At 74.6% G+C, this 19268-nt stretch carries 11 protein-coding genes; all 11 read right to left on the reverse strand.

Features of this window, described 5'->3' with window-relative positions; translation table 11 throughout:
• On the reverse strand, positions 1-4795 hold a 4795-nt coding region (locus ABZ576_RS21150; RefSeq protein WP_360742723.1), incomplete at its 3' end, for a beta-ketoacyl synthase N-terminal-like domain-containing protein.
• Positions 4796-5186: 391 nt separating this feature from the next.
• A complete protein-coding gene (locus ABZ576_RS21155; RefSeq protein WP_360742726.1) occupies positions 5187-6380 on the reverse strand; it encodes a cytochrome P450 in 1194 nt (397 codons plus the stop codon).
• Positions 6381-6481: 101 nt separating this feature from the next.
• The gene (locus ABZ576_RS21160) at positions 6482-7117 is read right to left on the reverse strand and encodes an NAD(P)H-dependent oxidoreductase (RefSeq protein ID WP_360742729.1); all 636 of its coding nucleotides are present in this window, start codon (positions 7115-7117) and stop codon (positions 6482-6484) included.
• Positions 7118-7341: 224 nt separating this feature from the next.
• Positions 7342-8553, reverse strand: coding sequence for a LuxR C-terminal-related transcriptional regulator (locus ABZ576_RS21165; RefSeq protein WP_360742732.1), 1212 nt, complete (start codon positions 8551-8553; stop codon positions 7342-7344).
• Between the two features lie 915 nt (positions 8554-9468).
• Entirely contained in the window at positions 9469-10278 is an 810-nt protein-coding gene (locus ABZ576_RS21170) for a LytTR family DNA-binding domain-containing protein (protein WP_360742735.1), read from the reverse strand.
• A 128-nt stretch (positions 10279-10406) separates the two neighbouring features.
• Positions 10407-12710 carry a tetratricopeptide repeat protein gene (locus ABZ576_RS21175; RefSeq protein ID WP_360742738.1) on the reverse strand — a complete coding sequence of 768 codons (2304 nt, stop codon included), beginning with the start codon at positions 12708-12710 and terminating at the stop codon, positions 10407-10409.
• A complete protein-coding gene (locus ABZ576_RS21180; protein ID WP_360742740.1) occupies positions 12707-13030 on the reverse strand; it encodes a hypothetical protein in 324 nt (107 codons plus the stop codon). The genes ABZ576_RS21175 and ABZ576_RS21180 overlap by 4 nt, the downstream gene beginning before the upstream one ends.
• A 95-nt stretch (positions 13031-13125) precedes the next feature.
• Positions 13126-15492, reverse strand: a complete 2367-nt coding sequence (locus ABZ576_RS21185; protein ID WP_360742743.1) for a glycosyl hydrolase family 65 protein — start codon at positions 15490-15492, stop codon at positions 13126-13128.
• Between the two features lie 2 nt (positions 15493-15494).
• Positions 15495-17567, reverse strand: a complete 2073-nt coding sequence (locus ABZ576_RS21190) for a xanthine dehydrogenase family protein molybdopterin-binding subunit (protein ID WP_360742746.1) — start codon at positions 17565-17567, stop codon at positions 15495-15497.
• Between the two features lie 25 nt (positions 17568-17592).
• Positions 17593-18588 carry a xanthine dehydrogenase family protein subunit M gene (locus ABZ576_RS21195; protein WP_360742749.1) on the reverse strand — a complete coding sequence of 332 codons (996 nt, stop codon included), beginning with the start codon at positions 18586-18588 and terminating at the stop codon, positions 17593-17595.
• Positions 18585-19148 carry a 2Fe-2S iron-sulfur cluster-binding protein gene (locus tag ABZ576_RS21200; protein ID WP_360742752.1) on the reverse strand — a complete coding sequence of 188 codons (564 nt, stop codon included), beginning with the start codon at positions 19146-19148 and terminating at the stop codon, positions 18585-18587. Before ABZ576_RS21200 ends, ABZ576_RS21195 begins: the two co-directional genes overlap by 4 nt.
• Positions 19149-19268: the final 120 nt, after the last annotated feature.

Here is a 19268-nt window from a genome sequence, read left to right on the forward strand (position 1 = left end):
CGACCTCACCCCGCAAGACCGCCTTCACGTCCCAGTCCGTCCACGGCTCCAGGGCCCGGGCGCACTCCTCGACCCGCTCCGCGAACACCGGAGAGCTCTCCAGCAGTTCACGGCCCATCCCCAGCCACTGCGAGCCCTGCCCGGGGAACACCAGCACCGTCCGCCCCGAGACTCCCGCGTCACCCGTCACCAGCCCGGCGGCCGACTCACCACGCGCCAGCGCGCCCAGCCCCGCCACCGCCTCCTCGCGCGACCCGGCGACGACCACCGCCCGCTCCGACAGCACCGCCCGCCGCGTCACCAACGCCCCGGCGATATCCGCCAGGGACACCTCCGTGCCGGCGGCGAACGCGGCCAGCCGGTCCGCCTGCCCGGCGAGCGAGCCCCCGGAAGCCGCCGACACCACCAGCGGCACCGGACCGTCGTACGGGTCCGCCGGCTCGGGGGCCGGATCCTCGGGTACGTGCTCGATGATCACGTGCGCGTTCGTGCCGCTCACGCCGAACGAGGAGACGCCGGCCCGGCGCGGGCGGCCGGCGTTCCGCGGCCACTCCCGGGCCTCCCTGAGCAGTTCGACCGCGCCCGCCGTCCAGTCGACCTGGGAGGAAGGAGCGTCGACGTGCAGGGTGGCGGGGAGGACGCCGTGCCGCATCGCCTGGATCATCTTGATGACGCCGGCGACACCGGCGGCGGCCTGCGTGTGACCGATGTTCGACTTCAAAGACCCCAGCCACAGGGGCTGTTCGCGGTCGCGTCCGTACGTCGCCAGCAGCGCCTGCGCCTCGATCGGGTCACCGAGGGTGGTGCCGGTACCGTGGCCCTCCACCGCGTCCACGTCCGCCGGGGTCAGCCGGGCGTCGGCCAGTGCCTTGCGGATCACCCGCTGCTGGGAGGGGCCGCTCGGAGCGGTCAGACCGTTGGAGGCGCCGTCCTGGTTGATCGCGCTGCCCCGGAGCACCGCCAGCACGCGGTGGCCGTTGCGGCGGGCCTGTGAGAGGCGTTCGAGGACCAGGACGCCTGCGCCCTCGGCCCAGCCGGTGCCGTCGGCCGCGTCCGCGTAGGACTTGCAGCGGCCGTCGGCGGCCAGCGCCTGTTGCCGGGAGAACTCCACGAAGGTGCCGGGGGTGGCCATGACGGTGGCGCCGCCGGCGAGCGCCATGGCGCACTCCCCGCGCCGCAGGGACTGCGCGGCCAGGTGCAGGGCGACCAGGGAGGAGGAGCAGGCGGTGTCCACGGTCACCGCGGGGCCTTCGAGGCCGAGCACGTAGGCGACCCGGCCGGAGGCCACGCTGGACGCCGTGCCGGTGGTCACGAAGCCTTCGAGTTCCGCGGGGACCTCGCCGCCGTGGCCGTACTGCTGGGCCATGACGCCGGCGAAGACACCGACGTCGGTGCCCTTCAGCGAGCGGGGGTCGATGCCGGCCCGCTCCAGCGCCTCCCAGGACGTCTCCAGCAGCAGCCGCTGCTGCGGGTCCATCGCGAGGGCCTCACGCGGTGAGATGCCGAAGAAGCCCGCGTCGAACAGGCCGGCGTCCGGCAGGAAGCCGCCCTGGGCGACGTAGGACGTGCCGGTTTCCAGGGGGTCGTGGGCGAAGAGGCCGTCGAGGTCCCAGCCGCGGTCGGCCGGGAAGTCCGAGACGGCGTCCCGGCCGGTGACCAGCAACTGCCAGAGCGCGTCGGGCGAGTCGACGCCACCGGGCAGCCGGCAGGCCATGCCGACGACGGCGATGGGCTCCTGCGGGTCGGTGTCCGCGGCCGGCCGCTCCGCCGGGGAGGGGGTGTCGTCCAGGCCGAGGATCCCCGTGCGCAGGTGGGCCGCGAGTTCCTGCGGGGTCGGGTGGTCGAAGGTCACGGTGGTGGGCAGTCGCAGCCCGGTGTGCTCGGTCAGCCGGTCGCGCAGGGCGACGACGGCGACCGAGGTCAGGCCCAGGTCGCGGAAGGAGCGGCCGGCCGGGAGGGGGGCCGCGTCCGGGCCGTGCAGGACGGCGGCGGCCTGCTCGCGGACCAGGGTTTCCAGGAGGTCCAGTTGGGCTCGCTCGTCCAGGCCGGTCAGGCGTGCGCGCAGGCCGACGGTGACGTCGGCGTCGGGGCGGGCCTGCGGACCGGGCGGCTCGGTGAGGGCGCGCAGGAGCGCGGGTACCGGCCGGGCCGGGTCGGGGGGTGCCGGGCGGGGGGCGAGGAGGGCCGGGACGTCGCCGGTGAGGAGGACGTCGAACGCGGCGAGGAGGTCGGCGCGCCGGGCGGCGTCCTCGCCGTCGGTGGTGCGGACGAGGGTGGCGGCGGCCGGGCGGGCGCGGGTGACGGCTTCGGTGAGGGCGGCGCGTACCGCCCGGTCCGGGTCACCGGGTGCGCCGAGGGTCGCGGACGCGTCGGTGACGGTGATGAACCGGGCCGTGTCGTCCACGAGTCGGCCGAGGGTGACGGCCAGGCCGGGGTTGTCGGCGGTGTGCACCACCGCGGTGACGGCCCCGGCGTCCGCCAGGGCCTCGCGCAGGCCGGCGGCGTCGGCGCCGACACTGGTGACGTGGGTTCCGGCGGGCCAGGCGTCCGGGTCGGGTCGGGTGGTGCCGGGGGCGTGGACGAGCAGCAGGCGGGGGGCCTGGTGGACGGTGGCGAGGTGGTGCGCGAACGCGGCGCCGAGGGGGGTGTCCGTGCCGGTGACGACGACGGTTCCGGGGCGGGCGAGGGCGGGGGCGGGCCACGGCCGGTCGCGGACGGGGGCGGGCAGCAGCCGGGGTACCAGCAACTCGCCGCCGCGCAGGGCGAGCTGGGGTTCCCGGGTGGAGAGCGCGGTGAGCAGCGTCTCCGCGTCCGGGGCCGCGGCGTCCAGGTCGAGCAGGGTCGTCCGCGGGTGTCCGCCGGCCTGCAGGGACCGTACGGCGGCCCACAGCGCGGCGCCCGCGGGGTCGGGCGCGGTGTCGCCGGCGGGCGTGGCCGCCCGGGTCAGGACCACCAGCTCCTCGGGGGCCTGCGCGCCGGTCACCCGTTCGACGAGGAGGCGGGCGTGGGCGCGGGGGTCGGTGGCGGGCGCGGGCGGCAGCAGGAGGGTCGGGCCGGGTTCCGTACCGGCTGCGGCGGAGGCCAGGTCGGGGTGGTGTGCGGCGCGGACACCGGCCGCGCGCAGTGCGGCGACGAGTCCGTCCGTGTCCTCCCCGACGACGGCGCAGACGGCCGGGCGTGCGCCGCCGGTGCCGGCCGGTGCGGGGACCCACGCGATGCTCACGAGCGTGCCGTGCCGGCCGTCGGCCGTGTGGCGGGGCCAGTACGGCTGTGCGGCGAGCAGCCTGCGGACGATCTTGCCGGAGGCGGTGCGCGGGATGTCCGCGACCTCGTGGATCCGCTCGGGGATCTTGTACGCGGAGAGCCGGGCGCGGCAGTGGTCGAGCAGGGCGGGCAGGTCGAGGCCGGCCGGGCCGGGCACGACCCAGGCGACGGGGACCTCCCCGAGGGTGTCGTGGGCCGTTCCGGCGACCCCGGCGTCGGCGACCGACGGCGCGGTGCGCAGGACCGCCTCGACCTCGTCGGGGTGGATGTTCTCGCCGCCCCGGATGATCAGGTCCTTGAGCCGGCCGCAGACGGTGAAGTAGCCGGCCTCGTCCCGGCGGGCCAGGTCGCCGGTGCGGAACCAGCCGTCGCGCAGGGCGGTGCGGGTCGCCTCGGGGCTGTTGTGGTAGCCGACCATGACGTTGGGTCCGCTGACCCAGACCTCGCCCTCCTGCCCGGGGGGCACGTCGCGTCCGGTGTCGGGGTCGACGACGCGGACGTCGACGCCGGGCACGGGCAGGCCGCAGGAGCCTTCGACGCGGGCGCCGTCCGGCGGGTTCATGGTGATCGCGCCGCAGGTCTCGGTGGAGCCGTAGGCGTCGACCAGCGGGACGCCGAAGGTGGTCTCGAAGGAGCGGCGCAGCTCGGAGCCGGTGACGGCGCCGCCGACGAGCCCGATGCGCAGGTCGGGCAGGGCCAGGCCGGTGCGGCGGGCGGTGGCGACAAGGTGGTGGTAGGTGGTGGGCACGCCGGCGAGGAAGGTGGCGCGCTCCGTGCGGAGCAGGTCCAGGACGTCGTCGGCGGAGCTGCCGTCCGTGATGCGGGCGGTGGCGCCGACGGAGGTCACGGACAGCACGCAGGCGATGTGGGACAGGCTGTGGAAGAGCGGCAGCGGCCACAGCACCCGGTCGTCCCGGCGCAGGTCCGGGATGGGTACGTAGCTGGCGGCGACCGACCAGAGGCAGTTGCGCTGGGTGGACAGCACGCCCTTGGGGCGGCCGGTGGTGCCGGACGTGTAGAACATCCAGGCCACCTCGTCCAGGCCGAGGTCGTCGGGGGCCGGTGTGCCGGGTTCGGTGCGTGCGAGGTCGTCGTAGGAGTGGGTGCCCGGCGGGGCCGGGGCGGGCCCTGCGGCCAGGACGGTCGGGGCGGTTGCGGTGTCCGACAGCAGATGCAGAAACGTCACTGCACTGCCGGCTCCGGCGAGGACGAAGCCCGCGCCGCTGTCGGCGAGGAGGTACTCCAGCTCGGCCGGCGCGGACCGAGGGTTCACCGGCACGCCGATGCCCCCGGCACGCACGACCGCGAGGTACCCCTCCACCATGGCGACGGAGTTGCCGAGGCAGAGCACCACCCGGTCGCCGCGCCGGAGCCCGAGGCGGACCAGGTGGCCGGCGATCCGTCGCGTCCTCGCCTCCAGTTCCGCGTAGGTGACCGCGCGCCGGTCGTCGGCGAAGGCGACCTTCTCCGGGATGCGGAGAGCGTGCTCGTGCAGCGTGACCGCAAGCGGTGTGACCAGGTCGGGACGCACGCCTCGGACTCCTTCCACAGGGCGGCAGCGGGTACCGGGAGCAGCGGGTCGGGGGCGGAGCCGGACGCGGCGCGGGCGGCTGTGCGGCATCGGACAGCCGGCCGTCGTCCGGGAACGACGGGAGCGGGCCTCCCTGCGCCGCGCGGTGCGCGCGGCGGTCAGGCGCCCGGAGGAGGGAGCGGGAGCGGCCGGTGCGCGCCGCGGGAGGCGGGCGGGGAGACCGGTCCCACCGCCGCGGACGGCCGGGAGGCCGGTCCGGGGCGTGCGGGGCGTGCGGTGGCGGCCGGACCGCGCATCGTCGCGCGGGGGGCCGCCGTGGCGCCGGAGAGCCGGCGCGACGGGCGTGCGTCCGGGTGGGCACGGCGGCGGCCGTGCCCGTGGCCGGCGGCGCCTACCAGGAGACCGGGAGGCTCTTCAGACCGAAGACGGAGCCGCGCGTGCGCAGCGGGACCTCCTCGGCCGGGGTGGCCGCCCGCAGGTCGGGGAAGGCCCCCAGCAGCGCGCGCAGGCCGGTGCGGAGTTCGAGGCGGGCCAGGTTCTGGCCGACGCACTGGTGGATGCCGTGGCCGAACGCCAGGTGTCCGGCGGTGTCACGGTCGAGGTCGAGCTGCGCGGGGCAGCCGTACTTGGCCGGGTCGCGGTTGGCGGCCGGCAGGGACACCGTGACGGTCTCCCCCTTCTTCACCAGTTGGCCGTCCAGCTCGACGTCCTCCAGCGCGGTCCGGAAGATCTCGTACTGGTTGACGGTGACGTAGCGGAGGATCTCCTCCACCGCCGTGTCCACGCGGGACGGATCGGCGCGCAGGGCGGCGAGTTGCTCGGGGTGGTGCAGCAGCGCCATGACTCCGACACTGAGAGCGCTCTCGGTGGTCTCGTAACCCGCGAAGAGCAACAGGGCCACGATGTTGCCCAGTTCCTCGTCGGTCAGCTCGCCGGCGGCCAGGAGCCGGCTGATGATGTCGTCGCCCGGCTGCGCGCGCTTGCGCTCGATGGTCTCCCCGATCAGCGCGCCGACCTGCTGGTAGACCGCCATCGACTCCTCGGCGTCACCGTCCGGGTCGTGGGTGATGGCGGGCGCGTCGGCGTACCGTTCCCGCTCCTCGTAGGGCAGGCCGACCAGGTCGGACAGGACCCTCAGGACGAGCGGCTTGGCGAAGGTGGTCAGCAGGTCGGCGGGTGCGCCGTGGTCGCGCATCACCTCGATCTGCTCGGCGGCCACCGTCTCCACCAGCGGGGTGAGTTCCGCGATGCGCCGGACGGTGAACTCCCGTGCCAGCATGCGGCGGAACCGGGTGTGGTCCGGCGGGTCCATGTGGATGAACATGCCGGGCAGCGCCGGGAACTGCGGGACGGGGGCGCCGTACTTGGTGACCGGGAAGTGCCCGATCTCCAGGCTGTGGCTGAACCGGGGGTCGCTGAGGACCTCGCGGACGAGCTGGTGGCTGGTGGCCAGCCAGCCGATGTGGCCGTCGGGATAGGCCATCCGCGCGAGCGGGCGTTCCTCCCGGAGCTTGTCGAAGATCGCGGGAGGGTCGAAGTGATGGGTGCGTGACCAGACTTCCTCGTAGGAGAGCAACTCGCTCATGAAGCACCTTCCCCACAGTGTGTGCGAACGTACCTGGCCCGCGGAAATCCGCACCCCTGCCGCCCCGGGTGCGCCCGCCCGCGCATGGTGGTGCCGAGAGGTCAGTCGGCGAGCTTGCGCAGGGTCTCCCGGGCGTCCGCGAGGGACTTCTCGCCCAGCGGCTTGAGCTGCGCCATGGCGGGCACGATCGCCGCGAAGGTGAGCTCGGCGTGCACGAAGCGCAGGTTGTCGGCGAGACCGATGGCGCCGAGCACGGCCCGCAGGTAGGGCTCCTGGTAGTCCCAGCCCTCACGGGGGGTACCGGGGGCGTAGGAGCCGCCGCGCGCGGTGACGACGATGACGGTCTTGCCGCTCAGCGCGCCGGATTCGGCGCCCGGGGGCACCATGTGCGCCGGGGTGACGAGCCGGTCGATCCATGCCTTGACGGACGACGGGATCGTGTAGTTGTACATCGGGATGCCGAAGACGATCGTGGTCGCCTGGCGCACCTCCGCGTGCAGCGCCTCGGTGAGCGCCTGCTCCTCGGGGGTGACGCCGTGCAGGTCCCCGCTCGGGTCGAAGAGCCACTCGCGGACCTCGTGCGTGATGTGCGAGATCGGCTCGGCGGCGAGGTCGCGGTAGGTGTAACCGGCGTCGGGGTGGTTCTGCCGCCACTGGGTGACGAACTCGGCGGTGAGCCGCCGCGTCACGGACTCGCCGGAGCGGATGCTCGCGTCGATGTGCAGAAGATGGGTCATGGTGTGACTCCTGGCCAGTCGGTGTGGCTGTTCCGGCAACCCGTCCGGTCCCTTCCGGCCGGCGCACGCCGGCGGGACGGCTCGACACGTGGAAGTCGGGGTCTCCCTCGGTCGAGGCTACGGCGGGGGACCGCCGCGGCGGCATCCCTCAGGTTGGTAGGGCCGGTGGGGTGGTGCGGGCGCGGAGCCGTCACCTGCCATGACGGTGCCGCGCCGACGGGTGGCTACACGGCCTGCCGGGCCATGGAGGGACGCACCAGGAAGCCTGGCTCGGAGTCTGCGGGGCCGTCGTCGGCCTCCTCCACCAGGATCCGGTTCCAGGAGCGGGCCAGTTCGACGCGGGAGGTCACGTCGAGCTTGCGGAAGATTTTCTTCAGGTGGAACGCCACCGTGTGGGGGGAGATGTAGAGCTGGCTGCCGACCCGCCCGTTGGTGAGGCCCTGGCTGACCAGTTCGGCCACCGCGAACTCGGTGTCCGTGAGCCGGCTGACCCGGGTACGGCCCCGGGCCGGGCGGCCGCCGTGACCGTCGAGTTCCCGGAGCCGGCTCTGCACCCGGGACAGGTCCCGGGACGCTCCGGCGCCCAGGTAGGCGTCGGCCGCGCGCCGCAGGAGGTCGACGGCCTGCTCGCGTTCGTCGTCCCGGGCGGCGCGCATGCGGCTGGCGTCCTCCAGCGCGGAGGCCCGGGCCCAGGGGTCCAGATGCCGCTCCGATGCGGCCTCCAGGGCGTCCGCGTCCCGCTCGTACAGCCCGGCGGCGTGCTCGGCCGCCGCCTGGATGCTGCGGAACTCCGGGTTGTCGTCGGCGAGTTGCCGCATGGTGCGGACGGTCCGCTCGGCCAGGTCCTCGTCGCCGAGGCGCTGCCCTGCCCGCACCAGCCAGGAGGCCGCCGCCGGCTGGGACACCAGCAGGTCGCGGGCGAGCACCTCGTCGTGGATGATGCCCTTCAGCAGGTGGGCCACGCTCTCCAGGCCGTCGCGCGCCTCCAGGGCCTGGGCGGCGGCCCAGACGCACTGCCCCGGCATCAGGTTCTCCTGACCGAGCAGACCCGCGTCCCGCAGCCGGTTGGCGTAGAGCAGGCCGGTCGTCAGGTCCAGCGAACGCACGGAGCACACGGCCAGGACCACGTGCCCGCGCGGGGGCAGCCCCCGGCTCCCGGCCTGGCCCGCGAGCCGGAGACCCGCTTCGGCCGTCGTCGTCGCCTCGGTGAGCCTCCCCCCGGCGAGATGGATCTCGGCCTGGCACAGCAGCAGTGCGGCCTGCACCTCCGGCCGGTGCGGTCCCGAGGAGGCGGGCGCCTCGCCGGCGATGAGTCGTTCGGCGGGCCGGAGGCCGCCCAGGCGGGTCAGCAGCGTCGCGTGCCAGATGCGCGCCTTGAGAGCGGCCGCGCGGCCGGCTCGTTCCCCCTGGGCCGGTTCCGTCGCGGCCTCGGCCAACTCGATGCTTTTGCCGAGCCGTCCGTCAAGCCAGAACAGCGCGGATTGTGCAATAGAACGGCCTGGTTCGGTGGACGATTCCAGGAGAGTCTGTTCGGATATGGCTGAATATCGCGGGGGCACTACAACCTCTGCCTCTTAATCGGGTGGCGTGATGAACTCGTGGGGTGCCGCTCGGACCCGTCGACCGCTCCTTTCGGATCATGCGTACGCTGCTCATCGCATCTCCCCGTCGCGTACGTGATCCGGCCACTTCGCCCCGCTGGGGGCGCCCTGCCCCCCGGCCGGGCGGTCCGGGGGCCGGCCCAGGAGCACCGAAGGGTGCCCTGCGTCCGCCCGCCTTCGCTGTCCCGCATGATTGCGCACCTCACAGACTGCGCGTCAGTGTCCGGTGCGCGACGCTCCGGGGGCGGACGGTCTGCGGGGCCCGCCCCGTCGCGGCAGCCGCCTCCTGGCACGGTCCGGATGGACGAACGCCATCAGGTAACCCCCCTGACCTGTGACCCAGTTGTCCGTGTTACCTACTCGTGTGGTGAACCGCAGTCGCGCACGAACGTCACAAGGCTGGCGAGAAATAAAGCACCCGCCACCTACTCATACATCCCTTCGCACAACCATACGTATTCAATCGATGAAGTACCACGAATCGCTGTGACGCTCCCGTTAACGGTCCTCGACGACTGAACGGGAGCACGCCCGGCCGCAGCCGCAGTTCACCATTCCCCCACACAAGTCCCGCCCTGGACCGGGCCACAAGGCGGCTCGCCGCCCCGCCCTTTCCGGGGGTCAGCCCTGCCCGCGTCGGCGCCGGTGTGAACGTGAGCAATGCCACGGACGGCGGACACCGTTCACGAGGTGGAGGCACCGCCGCGTCTCGGCCAGCGTGGCCGGATGGCTACGGTGCCGGAGGCCGGCTCAGCGTGCCCGGCCCGCCGCGCGGCCGGCCAGCAGGTCCCGCACCTCCCTGGCGTTGCGCCGGCTCACGGCGAGGACCCGGTCGCCGATCCGGACGGACAGGTTGCCGCCGTCCACGCGGAGTTCCTCGATCCGGCCGAGTGCGACGAGCCGGCTGCGGTGGATCCGGACGAAACCGCGCGAGCGCCACTGCTCCTCCAGCGTGGACAGCGGGATCCGCACCAGGTGGCTGCCGCGGCCGGTGTACAGCCGCGCGTAGTCGCCCTGTGCCTCGACATGGGTGATGTCGGCGAGCGGCACGAAACGGGTGACCCCGCCCAGCTCCACGGGCACCTGGTCACTCGGGGCGGAGGCCGGGGGCGCGGCTGCGGGCAGGGCGGCCGGGCGGGGTCCCTGCCCGGCCGCGACCAGCTCGGCGACCCGGCGCACGGCCTCCGCGAAGCGCTCCTTGCGCAGCGGCTTGAGCAGGTAGTCCACGGCCTTGAGCTCGAAGGCGCGTACGGCGAAGTCCTCGTGCGCGGTGACGAAGACGACCAGCGGCGGCGCGGCGAACCCGCCCAGCAGCCTGGCCAGTTCCAGACCGTTCAGCCCCGGGATGTTGATGTCCAGGAAGACGACGTCGAAGCCCTCCCCGCCGTCCGGTCCCTCCTCCAGGGCCCGGCTCAGCCGCCGCAGCGCCTCGGTCGCCTCCGCCGCCGGCACGACCGTCCCCACCCGCGGGTCCTCCCCCAGCAGGTACAGCAGCTCGTCGAGCGCGGGCCGCTCGTCGTCCACGGCCAGGACGCGCAACGGCCCGTCGGTCACCCCCATCCGCGGCAACTCCTCTCGTCCCACGACCGCCCTCCCATGGTGGTCCGCAGGTCCGGTCGCCGTCGAGATCGCGGACGGCGGTGTGTCCGGGCCGTGACCGTCCGACCCGCGCGGTGCCGCCCGGCGGTCTACGGGTCGCCGGCCGCCGCGTCGTCCGGGCAGGCGCGGCGGGCGGTCAGGTGCCCGCGGCGGAGGGCGGTGTCGGGATGACCGGGACCGAGCGCCGACTCGCTGATCCGCAGCGCGCGCTCGAAGAGCCGCAGCGCCTCGGCCCGGCGGCCCAGGGCCAGGTGGGTGGCGGCGAGGTTGTCCAGGCGGATGGCCGTTCTGGGGTGTCCCGGACCGAGCGCGGACTCGCTGATCCGCAACGCCCGCTCCTGCAGGGGCAACGCCTCGGCATGACGACCCAGGGCGCCGTACGTGGCGGCGAGATTGCTCAACCGGACAGCCGTGTCCGGGTGGTCGGGACCGACGGTCGACTCGCTGATCCGCAACGCCCGCTCCTCCAGCGGCAGCGCCTCGTCGTCACGCCCCAGGGCGCTGTACGTGACGGCGAGATTGCCCAGGCAGACGGCGGTGTCCGGGTGGTCGGGGCCGCGTACGGACTCGCTGATCCGCAAGGCCCGCTCCTTCAACGGCAGCGCCTCGTCATGGCGCCCCAGGGCGCTGTACGTGCTGGCGAGGTTGCCCAGACGCAAGGACGTGTCCGGATGGTAGGGGCCGAACGCCGACTCGCTGATCCGCAAGGCCCGCTCCTTCAACGGCAGCGCCTCGTCATGGCGCCCCAGGGCGCTGTACGTGACGGCGAGATTGCCCAGACGGACGGCGGTCATGACGTGATCGGGGCCGAGCGCGGACTCGGTGATCCGCAGCGCCCGTTCCTCCAGCGGCAGCGCCTCCGCGTAACGGCCCAGGGCGCTGTACGTGCTGGTGAGGTTGCCCAGGCGGAGAGCCGTGTCCGGGTGGTCGGGGCCGACTTCCGACTCGGTGATCCGCAACACCCGCTCCATCAGCGGCAGGGCTTCTCGCGCCTGGCCCCGGGCCCACAGGTAGTACGCGGCCTGTCCGAGCAGGTCGGCCAGTTCACCGACGGGCTCCGTACCGTCGCGGTGCGCGCCGACGGCTTGGACGTGCGGCAGCAGCTCCTGCCAGTGCCGCCACGTGCCCACCTCTTCGGGGACCTCCGGGGGCATCGCCGCGTGGAGCAGGGCGACGGTGGCTTCACTCGGGTGCGGCGGTCTTTCCGGCCGGCGGCGCAGCAGGCGGTGGAGGAGGCCGGGACGGGCCGGTGCCGTCGGGGGCGGTGTGTCGATGCGGACCACCGTCTGGACGAGCCGGTGGACGGTGACCGTCTCGTCGGTCAGGGTGACGAGGCTGTACGCGGCGAGGACGCCCAGCGCCTGGTCGACGGAGTGAGGCGTCGGCAGGGCGGCGGCCAGGACCCGGCGGGGCAGGGGGTCGGGCGCGCAGTACGCCAGGATCCGCAGCAGGTGCACCGCGTGCGGCTCGCGGGTGGTCAGCGTGTCGAGGGTGACACTCCACAGCTGCGCGATCGTGCGCTGCTGCGGATCACCGGGAGCGGTGGCGGCCAGCACACCGGCGGGATCGGCCCGCAGCTGCGCGAGGTGGCGCGCGGCGCCGACGCGGGTCTGCGCGAGATAGGCCCCGGCCTGCTGGAGCGCCAGGGGCAGATGACCGAGTTCGGCGGCCAGTTCGGCGAAGCCGGCGGCGTCCTCCTCGGCACGGCGGCCGGTGATCTCCTGGAGCACGCGCACGGAGACCTCGGGGGTCAGGGTGTCCAGACGCAGGGGGGTGCCGAGGTCGCGCCAGGGGAGGTCGCGGCGGGTGGTGACGATGGTCTGGCCGGTGGTCAGCCGGCCGAGGTAGGGCTGGAGGTCGGCGGGGTCCTCCGCGTTGTCGAAGACCAGCAGCCAGCCGGTGCGGCCCTGGAGCCACGCCACCGCCCAGGCCGCGGCCTCGTCCAGCGGGAGCGCGGCGTGCACCGGGTCGAGGTTCGTGGCCAGCGCGGCCAGTCCGGCCGTGACGGTGGCGGACGAGGCGGCCTCCATCCACCACACCGGCCCGCAGCCCTCGGCCAGTTGCGCGTGCGCGTGGTGCAGGACCAGCGTGCTCTTGCCGACCCCGCCCATGCCGCGCACGGTCTGCGTGACGATGCCGGTTCCGGTCGTCGGGAGGTTGCGCAGGGTGGCGAGTGCGCCGTCCCGGCCTTCGAAGACACGGCTGTCCGGGGCCGGCAGGTTGTTCAGCCGGCCGACCGCCTCGTCCGGGACCGCGGCGGTCAGGGCTCCGGGAGGAAGGACGAGGGTGCGCTGTTCGATCCGTGCCCGGTCGCCGGTGGAGATCACCCCGGAGCTCTGGCCCGCCGCGGCGGAGCGGCCGCCGGAGGCGTGTGGTGTGGGTGACCCGGTCATCGCTGGACGGTGCCGTTGTCCCCCGTGATGATGATCCCGGAATTGTCCCGGGTGGCCACGGCCCGGTCGCCCGAGGCCGTCGGCCCGCTCACGGGCGGCGCGGACGGCGCGGACGCGGGCGGCGCGGACGGGGCCGAGGGGCCCATGGCCGACGACGCCCAGGCGCCCAGCACGCCCGCGATCACCGCGCCGGCACCCGCGCCCGTCCCGATCCTCGTCGCCTGGTCCCACGGCAGCAGCACGTCACCCAGCAGCACACACAGCCCGAACACGGTCAGGCACCCGGCGATGACGAGCAACCAACGAGTCGTCCGGCTCATCCGACGCCCCCTTACGCTGAACGAGACCACCATCTTGCCACCCGGGCGCGCCCGATGGCCTCCCCCGGGAGGAACGCGGCGCCGGCCCGGCGCCTTCAGTCGGGCAGCACCAGCCGGGCCTTCTCCCCCGGCCGCACCGGGACCACACGGTCCCGCAGGCGGATGTCGATGGGTGACTGGTCGGAGTCCGGTACGGCGATCTCCAGCAGCCCGCTGCGCAGGCGCAGCCGCACGCCCCAGTGGCCGTGGTAGCGCAGGGTGAAGCCGTACGACGACAGCTCGGGCAGCGGGACGGGGTCCAGGCACAGCCCGGTGCGGCGGGTCTCCAGGCCGGTCAGTCCGCGCTGGACGAGGTCGAGCGTGCCGGCCATGGCGCCGAGGTGGACGCCTTCGCCGGTGGTGCCGCCCTGGAGGTCGGCGATGTCGCCGCGCAGCGCTTCCTGCACGAAGCTCCAGGCGTCGGCCCGGCGGGCGCGGGCCAGGATCCAGCCGTGGACCAGGCCGCTGAGGGTCGAGCCGTGGCTGGTGCGGTGCAGGTAGGCGTCCACGGTCGCGGCCCAGGTGTGCTCGTCCAGCGGGTGCCCCAACTGATCGAAGAGCGAGCGGAGTTCGGGGGGCGAGAAGAGGTAGCCGAGCATCAGGACGTCGGCCTGTTTGGACGCCTTGTAGCGGTTGACGGTGTCGCCCTCCGCCTCCAGGATCCGGTCCAGGCGCCGGATGTCGTCGTACCGCCTGCGGTAGCCGGCCCAGTCCAGTTCGGCGAGGTCGCCGTAGCCGTCGAACTGGCTGATCACTCCGTCGTGGTAGGGGATGTGCAGCCCGTGGGAGACCTCCTCCCAGCGGGCGGGCTCGTCCTCGGCCAGGCCGATGTGGTCGGCGATCTCGCGGCGGCGCGGCTCGGGCAGGGCGTGCAGCAGTTCCACGGCGCGGGTGAGGACCCAGGCGGCGGTGACGTTGGTGTACGCGTTGTCGTCCAGGCCCGGCCGGAGCGCGCCGGGATAGGCGTCGTGGTACTCGTCGGGACCGACCACGCCCCGGATCCGGTACCGGCCGAGGTGGTCGTCCCAGGCCGCCGAAGTCGCCCAGAAGCGGGCGATCTGGAGCAGCATCTCGGCGCCTTCGCCGTACCGGAAGTCGGTGTCGCCGGTGGCCTCGCAGTACTGCCAGACGTTGTAGGCGACGGCCGAGCCGACGTGGTGCTGGAGCCGGGAGTGGTCCGGCAGCCAGCGGCCCGACCGCGGGTTGAGGTGCAGCTGCTGGGTCTCCTCGCGGCCGTCGCTGCCGCTCTGCCACGGGTAGAGCGCGCCGCGCCGGCCGAGTTCCCCGGCCGCCCGGCAGGCGGCGTCGAGCCGGCGGTGGCGGTAGCGCAGGAGGGCGCGGGAGACCTCGGGGAGGTGGAGGTTGAGGTAGGGCAGGACGAAGAGCTCGTCCCAGAAGACGTGGCCCCGGTACGCCTCGCCGTGCAGTCCGCGCGCGGGCACGCCGGCGTCCAGGTCGGCGGTGTGCGGCGAGAGGGTCTGGAGGAGGTGGAACAGGTGCAGGCGCAGGATGCTGCCCGCCTCTCCGGGCACGTCGAGCGCGGTGCGCCGCCACAGCTGGTCCCAGGCCGCGCAGTGGCTCTCGCGCAGCGCGTCGAAGCCGGGCGCGGCGGCGACCCGGTCGACGGCGGCGCGCAGCGGGTCGCTGATGGCGGGGTCGCGGGAGGTGTGCAGGGCGACGGTCTTGTCGACGGTGGCCGTGCGGCCGGGCGGCAGGCGCAGGCGCAGCCGCTGGACGGCGCGGTGGGTCTCGTTCACGTGCGTGACGTCGGCCGCGGCGGTCAGCCGGCCGGCCAGTCCGAAGCGGATGTCGGAGGTGCGGGTACGGCAGCGCAGCCAGACCGTGCCGGGGGCGGAGGTGCCGACGTGGACGTGGGTGAGGTGCCGGCCGTCCAGGTCCCGGTAGCGGGTGACGCCCGCGTTGGTGACGCTGCCGTCCAGGGCGGCCTCGACCTCCAGGTCCAGGGTGGGGCCGTCGGCGGTGAACTCGGTGCGCAGCGCGGCGAGGTGGGGATCGCCCAGGTGGACCAGGCGGAGCTGGCGGACGAGCAGCGTGCCGCCGCCGATCCGGTAGCGGGTGCGGCGCTCCAGCAGGCCCGGGTCCAGGTGCACGATCTGGTGGTGCTCGGTGACGGGCGCGGTGTCGGGGGTGAGCCAGGTTCCGCCCGCGGGCCGGTAGCGCAGCGGCAGCCAGTTGGGCAGGTTCACCATGTCCTCGTTCTCGACCCGGCGCCCGGCGATCTCGGAGGTGAGCCGGTTGTAGCAGCCGGCCGCGTAGGTGCCGGGGTAGTGGACGTCGTCCGCGGTGCACTCGGGCAGTGCGCCGCGGGTGGCGAAGTAGCCGTTGCCGAGGGTGCACAGGGACTCCCGCAGGCGTTCCTCCGCGGGCCGGTAGCCCTCGTACTCCCAGGTGGGCCCGTCCACCGTCAGCCTTCGGACAGCAGGCCGGCGAGGATCCGGTCGGGGGTGAGGGGGAGGGTGCGGAAGCGGATGCCGGTGGCGTGGTGGACGGCGTTGCCGAGGGCGGCCGCGGTGCCGACGGTGCCGATCTCGCCGATGCCCTTGCTGCCCATGGGGTTGAGGTGGGGGTCGTGCTCCTCGATCCAGTCGGCCTCGATGTCCGGAACGTCGGCGTGGACGGGCACGTGGTAGGAGGCGAGGTCGGCCTCGGCGAAGTCGCCGAACGCCGGGTCGAGGGTGCTGTGTTCGGTGAGGGCCATGCCGAGGCCCATGACCATGCCGCCGGTGAACTGGGAGCGGGCGGTGCGGGCGTTGAGGATGCGGCCCGCGGCGAAGATCCCGAGCAGCCTGCGGACCCGGGTCTCTCCCGTGACGGTGTCGACGGCGACCTCGGCGAAGTGGGCGCCGAACGCGTGCCGGGCGTAGGGGCTGTCGGCGTCGGCCTTCCCCGTGGTGTCCACGCGGACCGTCGGCCCCTCGTCGGGGTGGGCGGCGAGCCGGGCGCACGCCTCGTGCACGGCCCATCCCCAGGAGGCGGTGCCGGAGGAGCCGCCGGCCAGCGGGGCCGGCGGCAGATCGCTGTGGCCGACCTCGGTGCGCACCCGCTCCAGGGGGACGCCGAGGGCGTCGGCGGCGATCTGGGCGAGGACGGTCCGGGCCCCGGTGCCGATGTCGGCCGCGTTGACCCGGACGACGAAGGTGCCGTCGGGCCGGGCCTCGGCGGTGGCGGTGCACGGGGACACCTGAACGGGGTAGGTGGCGGCGGCCACGCCGGTGCCGATGAGCAGCGGGCCCTCGCGGCGGACGCCGGGGCGCGGGTCGCGCTCGGCCCAGCCGAAGCGCCGGGCGCCCTCGCGCAGGCACTCCACCAGGTGCCGGCTGCTGAACGGTTTGCCGCCGGCCGGCTCCCGCTCCGGTTCGTTGCGGGCGCGCAGCTCCACCGGGTCCATGCCCAGCGCGTGGGCGAGTTCGTCCATGGCGGACTCCAGGGCGTACATGCCGGGTGCCTCGCCGGGGGCCCGCATCCAGGACGGGGTGGGCACGTCCAGCGGCACGACGCGGTGGGAGCTGCGCAGGCTGGGGGTGGCGTACATGGTGCGGGAGACGAGCGCGGCGTACTCCACGAACTCCTTCACGCGGGAGGTGTGGGTGGTCGCCTCGTGCAGCAGGGCGGTGAGCCGGCCGTCCGGGCGGGCGCCGAGGCGCAGACGCTGCACGGTGGGGGCGCGGTGGCCGACGGTGGTGGGCAGCTGCCGGCGGGGGTGGACGACGGTGACGGGCCGGCCGGTGTGCCGGGCGGCCAGGGCGGCGAGGACGACGTCGGGGCGGGGGGTGCCCTTCGAGCCGAAGCCGCCGCCGACGTGCTCGGCGACGACCGTGATCCGCTCCTCGGGCAGCCGGAACATCCGGGCGAGTGTCTCCCGCACGGTCGTACCGCCCTGGCTGGAGCTGTACACGGTGAGCCGGTCCCCGTCCCAGTGGGCGGTGCTGGCGTGCGGTTCCATGGGGTGGTTGTGCAGCGGCGGCACCCGGTAGGTGACGTCGACGCGGACGTCGGCGGCGGCGAAGGCGGTGTCCGGGTCGCCGTACTCGACGCGGCCGGGCTGGCCGCCCGCCTCCTTCGGCGGGTAGGCGTCCCGGTGGTGCTCGGTGAAGCCGGCGTCGTGGGGTGCGGTGTCGTAGGTGACCCGGACGGCGCGGGCGGCGGCGCGGGCGGTCTCCGGGGTCTCGGCGACCGCGAGGGCGACGCACCAGCCCCGGTGCGGCACCTCGGGGCCCTGGAGGACGGCGAGCGTGCGGTCCTCGGGTTCGGCCGGCAGGGGTGCGTCGCCGGGGGTGAGCACGGCGAGGACGCCGGGCAGGGCGAGGGCGGCCGAGGTGTCGACGGCGGTGACCCGGCCGCGGGCGACCGCGGCGGGCACGGGCCAGGCGTGGGCGCGGCCGGGCAGCGGGTACTCGGCGGCGTACCGGGCTGCGCCGGTGACCTTCTGGCGCCCTTCGCGGCGCTCGGCGGGGGCGCCCAGGGCAGTGCCGGTCATGGGGTCCTCCTGTGGCGGCTGCGGCTCAGGCGGGTGCGGGGGCGGGGGCGAGGCGGTGCAGGACGTCCAGGGCGAGGTTGCGGGCGAGGGGGATCTTGTAGGCGTTGTCCCGCAGCGGCTCGGCGTGGGCGAGTTCCAGCGCCACGGCCCCTTCGAAGGCGGCGGGGGTGGCGGGGGCGCCCAGCAGGGCCAGCTCGGTGTGCCGGGCCCGCCAGGGGCGGTGGGCGAGGCCGCCGAAGGCGACGCCCACCTGGTCGACGACCCCGTCCGCGACCCGCAGGACGACGGCCACGGAGGCGAGGGCGAAGGCGTACGACGCCCGGTCGCGGGCCTTGCGGTAGGCGGACGGCACGCCGGCCGTGGCGGCCGGGAGCAGCACGCCGGTGATCAGTTCGCCGGGGCGGATCCAGGTGTCCCACTCGGGGTGCTCGCCGGGCAGCCGGTGGAAGTCGGCCGCCGGCAGGCGCCGGCCGCCGTCGGTGCCGTACAGCTCCACCTGGGCGTCGAGGGCGGCCAGGGCGACGGCCATGTCGGACGGGTGGGTGGCGATGCAGTGCGGGGAGTGCCCGAGGACGGCGTGGTCGCGGTGGACGCCGTCGAGGGCGGCGCAGCCGCTGCCCGGCTCCCGTTTGTTGCACGGTTTGTCCAGGTCCTGGAAGTAGGGGCAGCGGGTGCGCTGGAGCAGGTTGCCGCCGGTGGTGGCGGCGTTGCGCAGCTGTCCGGAGGCGCCCGCGAGGAGGGCCTGGGACAGGGCCGGCCAGCGGGCGCGCACGCGCGGGTCGGCGGCGAGGTCGCTGTTGCGCACCGTAGCCCCGATCCGCAGGGAGCCGTCGGGCAGCTCCTCGATGGTGTCCAGCGGCAGCCGGCGGACGTCGATGAGGACGGTGGGCCGCTCGACGCCGAGTTTCAGCAGGTCGACCAGGTTGGTGCCGCCGGCGAGGTAGCGGGCGCCGGGGTGGGCGGCGTACGCCTCCACGGCCTCCTGGAGGGTGCCGGGCCTGAGGTATCCGAAGCCGTTCACTCGATCACGTCCTCGATCGCCTCGACGATGCGCGGGTAGGCGCCGCAGCGGCACAGGTTGCCGCTCATCCGTTCGCGGATCTCGGCCCGGTCCAGCGTGACGGGCGGGAGGGCGGCGGGGTTGGCGGGGAGGGAGTCGGTGGCGTGCGGGTCGGTGACGTGGGAGGGGTGGCCGGCCGCGGCCTCGGCGAGCATGCCGAGGGCGGAGCAGAGCTGGCCGGGGGTGCAGTAGCCGCACTGGAAGGCGTCACGGTCCAGGAAGGCCCGCTGCAGCGGGTGCGGCTCCTCGCCGTCCCCGCCCAGGCCCTCGACGGTGGTGATCTCGCTGCCGTCGAGGGTCACGGCGAGCAGCAGGCAGCTGTTGAGGCGGCGGCCGTCGACCAGCACGGTGCAGGCACCGCACTGGCCGTGGTCGCACCCCTTCTTGGACCCGGTGAGATCCAGGTCCTCGCGGAGCAGGTCCAGCAGGACGCGCCTGTGGTCGACGCGCAGGGTGTGCGGTTTTCCGTTGACCCGGAGGGTGACCTCGGAGTGGTGGCCGGGCCGGGATGCGCTGGTCATGACAGGGGTGACCTTCCGGACGGACGGGGCTGCCGTGCAGACCGCGTATCCAGGTCGGCCGTGCTCACACGTTGTTCGGTGCCCCGGCAGGTCCGGAGCCACCCGATCGGGTGGGTCGAC

The sequence above is a fragment of the Streptomyces sp. NPDC013455 genome (assembly GCF_040632975.1).
Classification (GTDB): Bacteria; Actinomycetota; Actinomycetes; order Streptomycetales; family Streptomycetaceae; genus Streptomyces.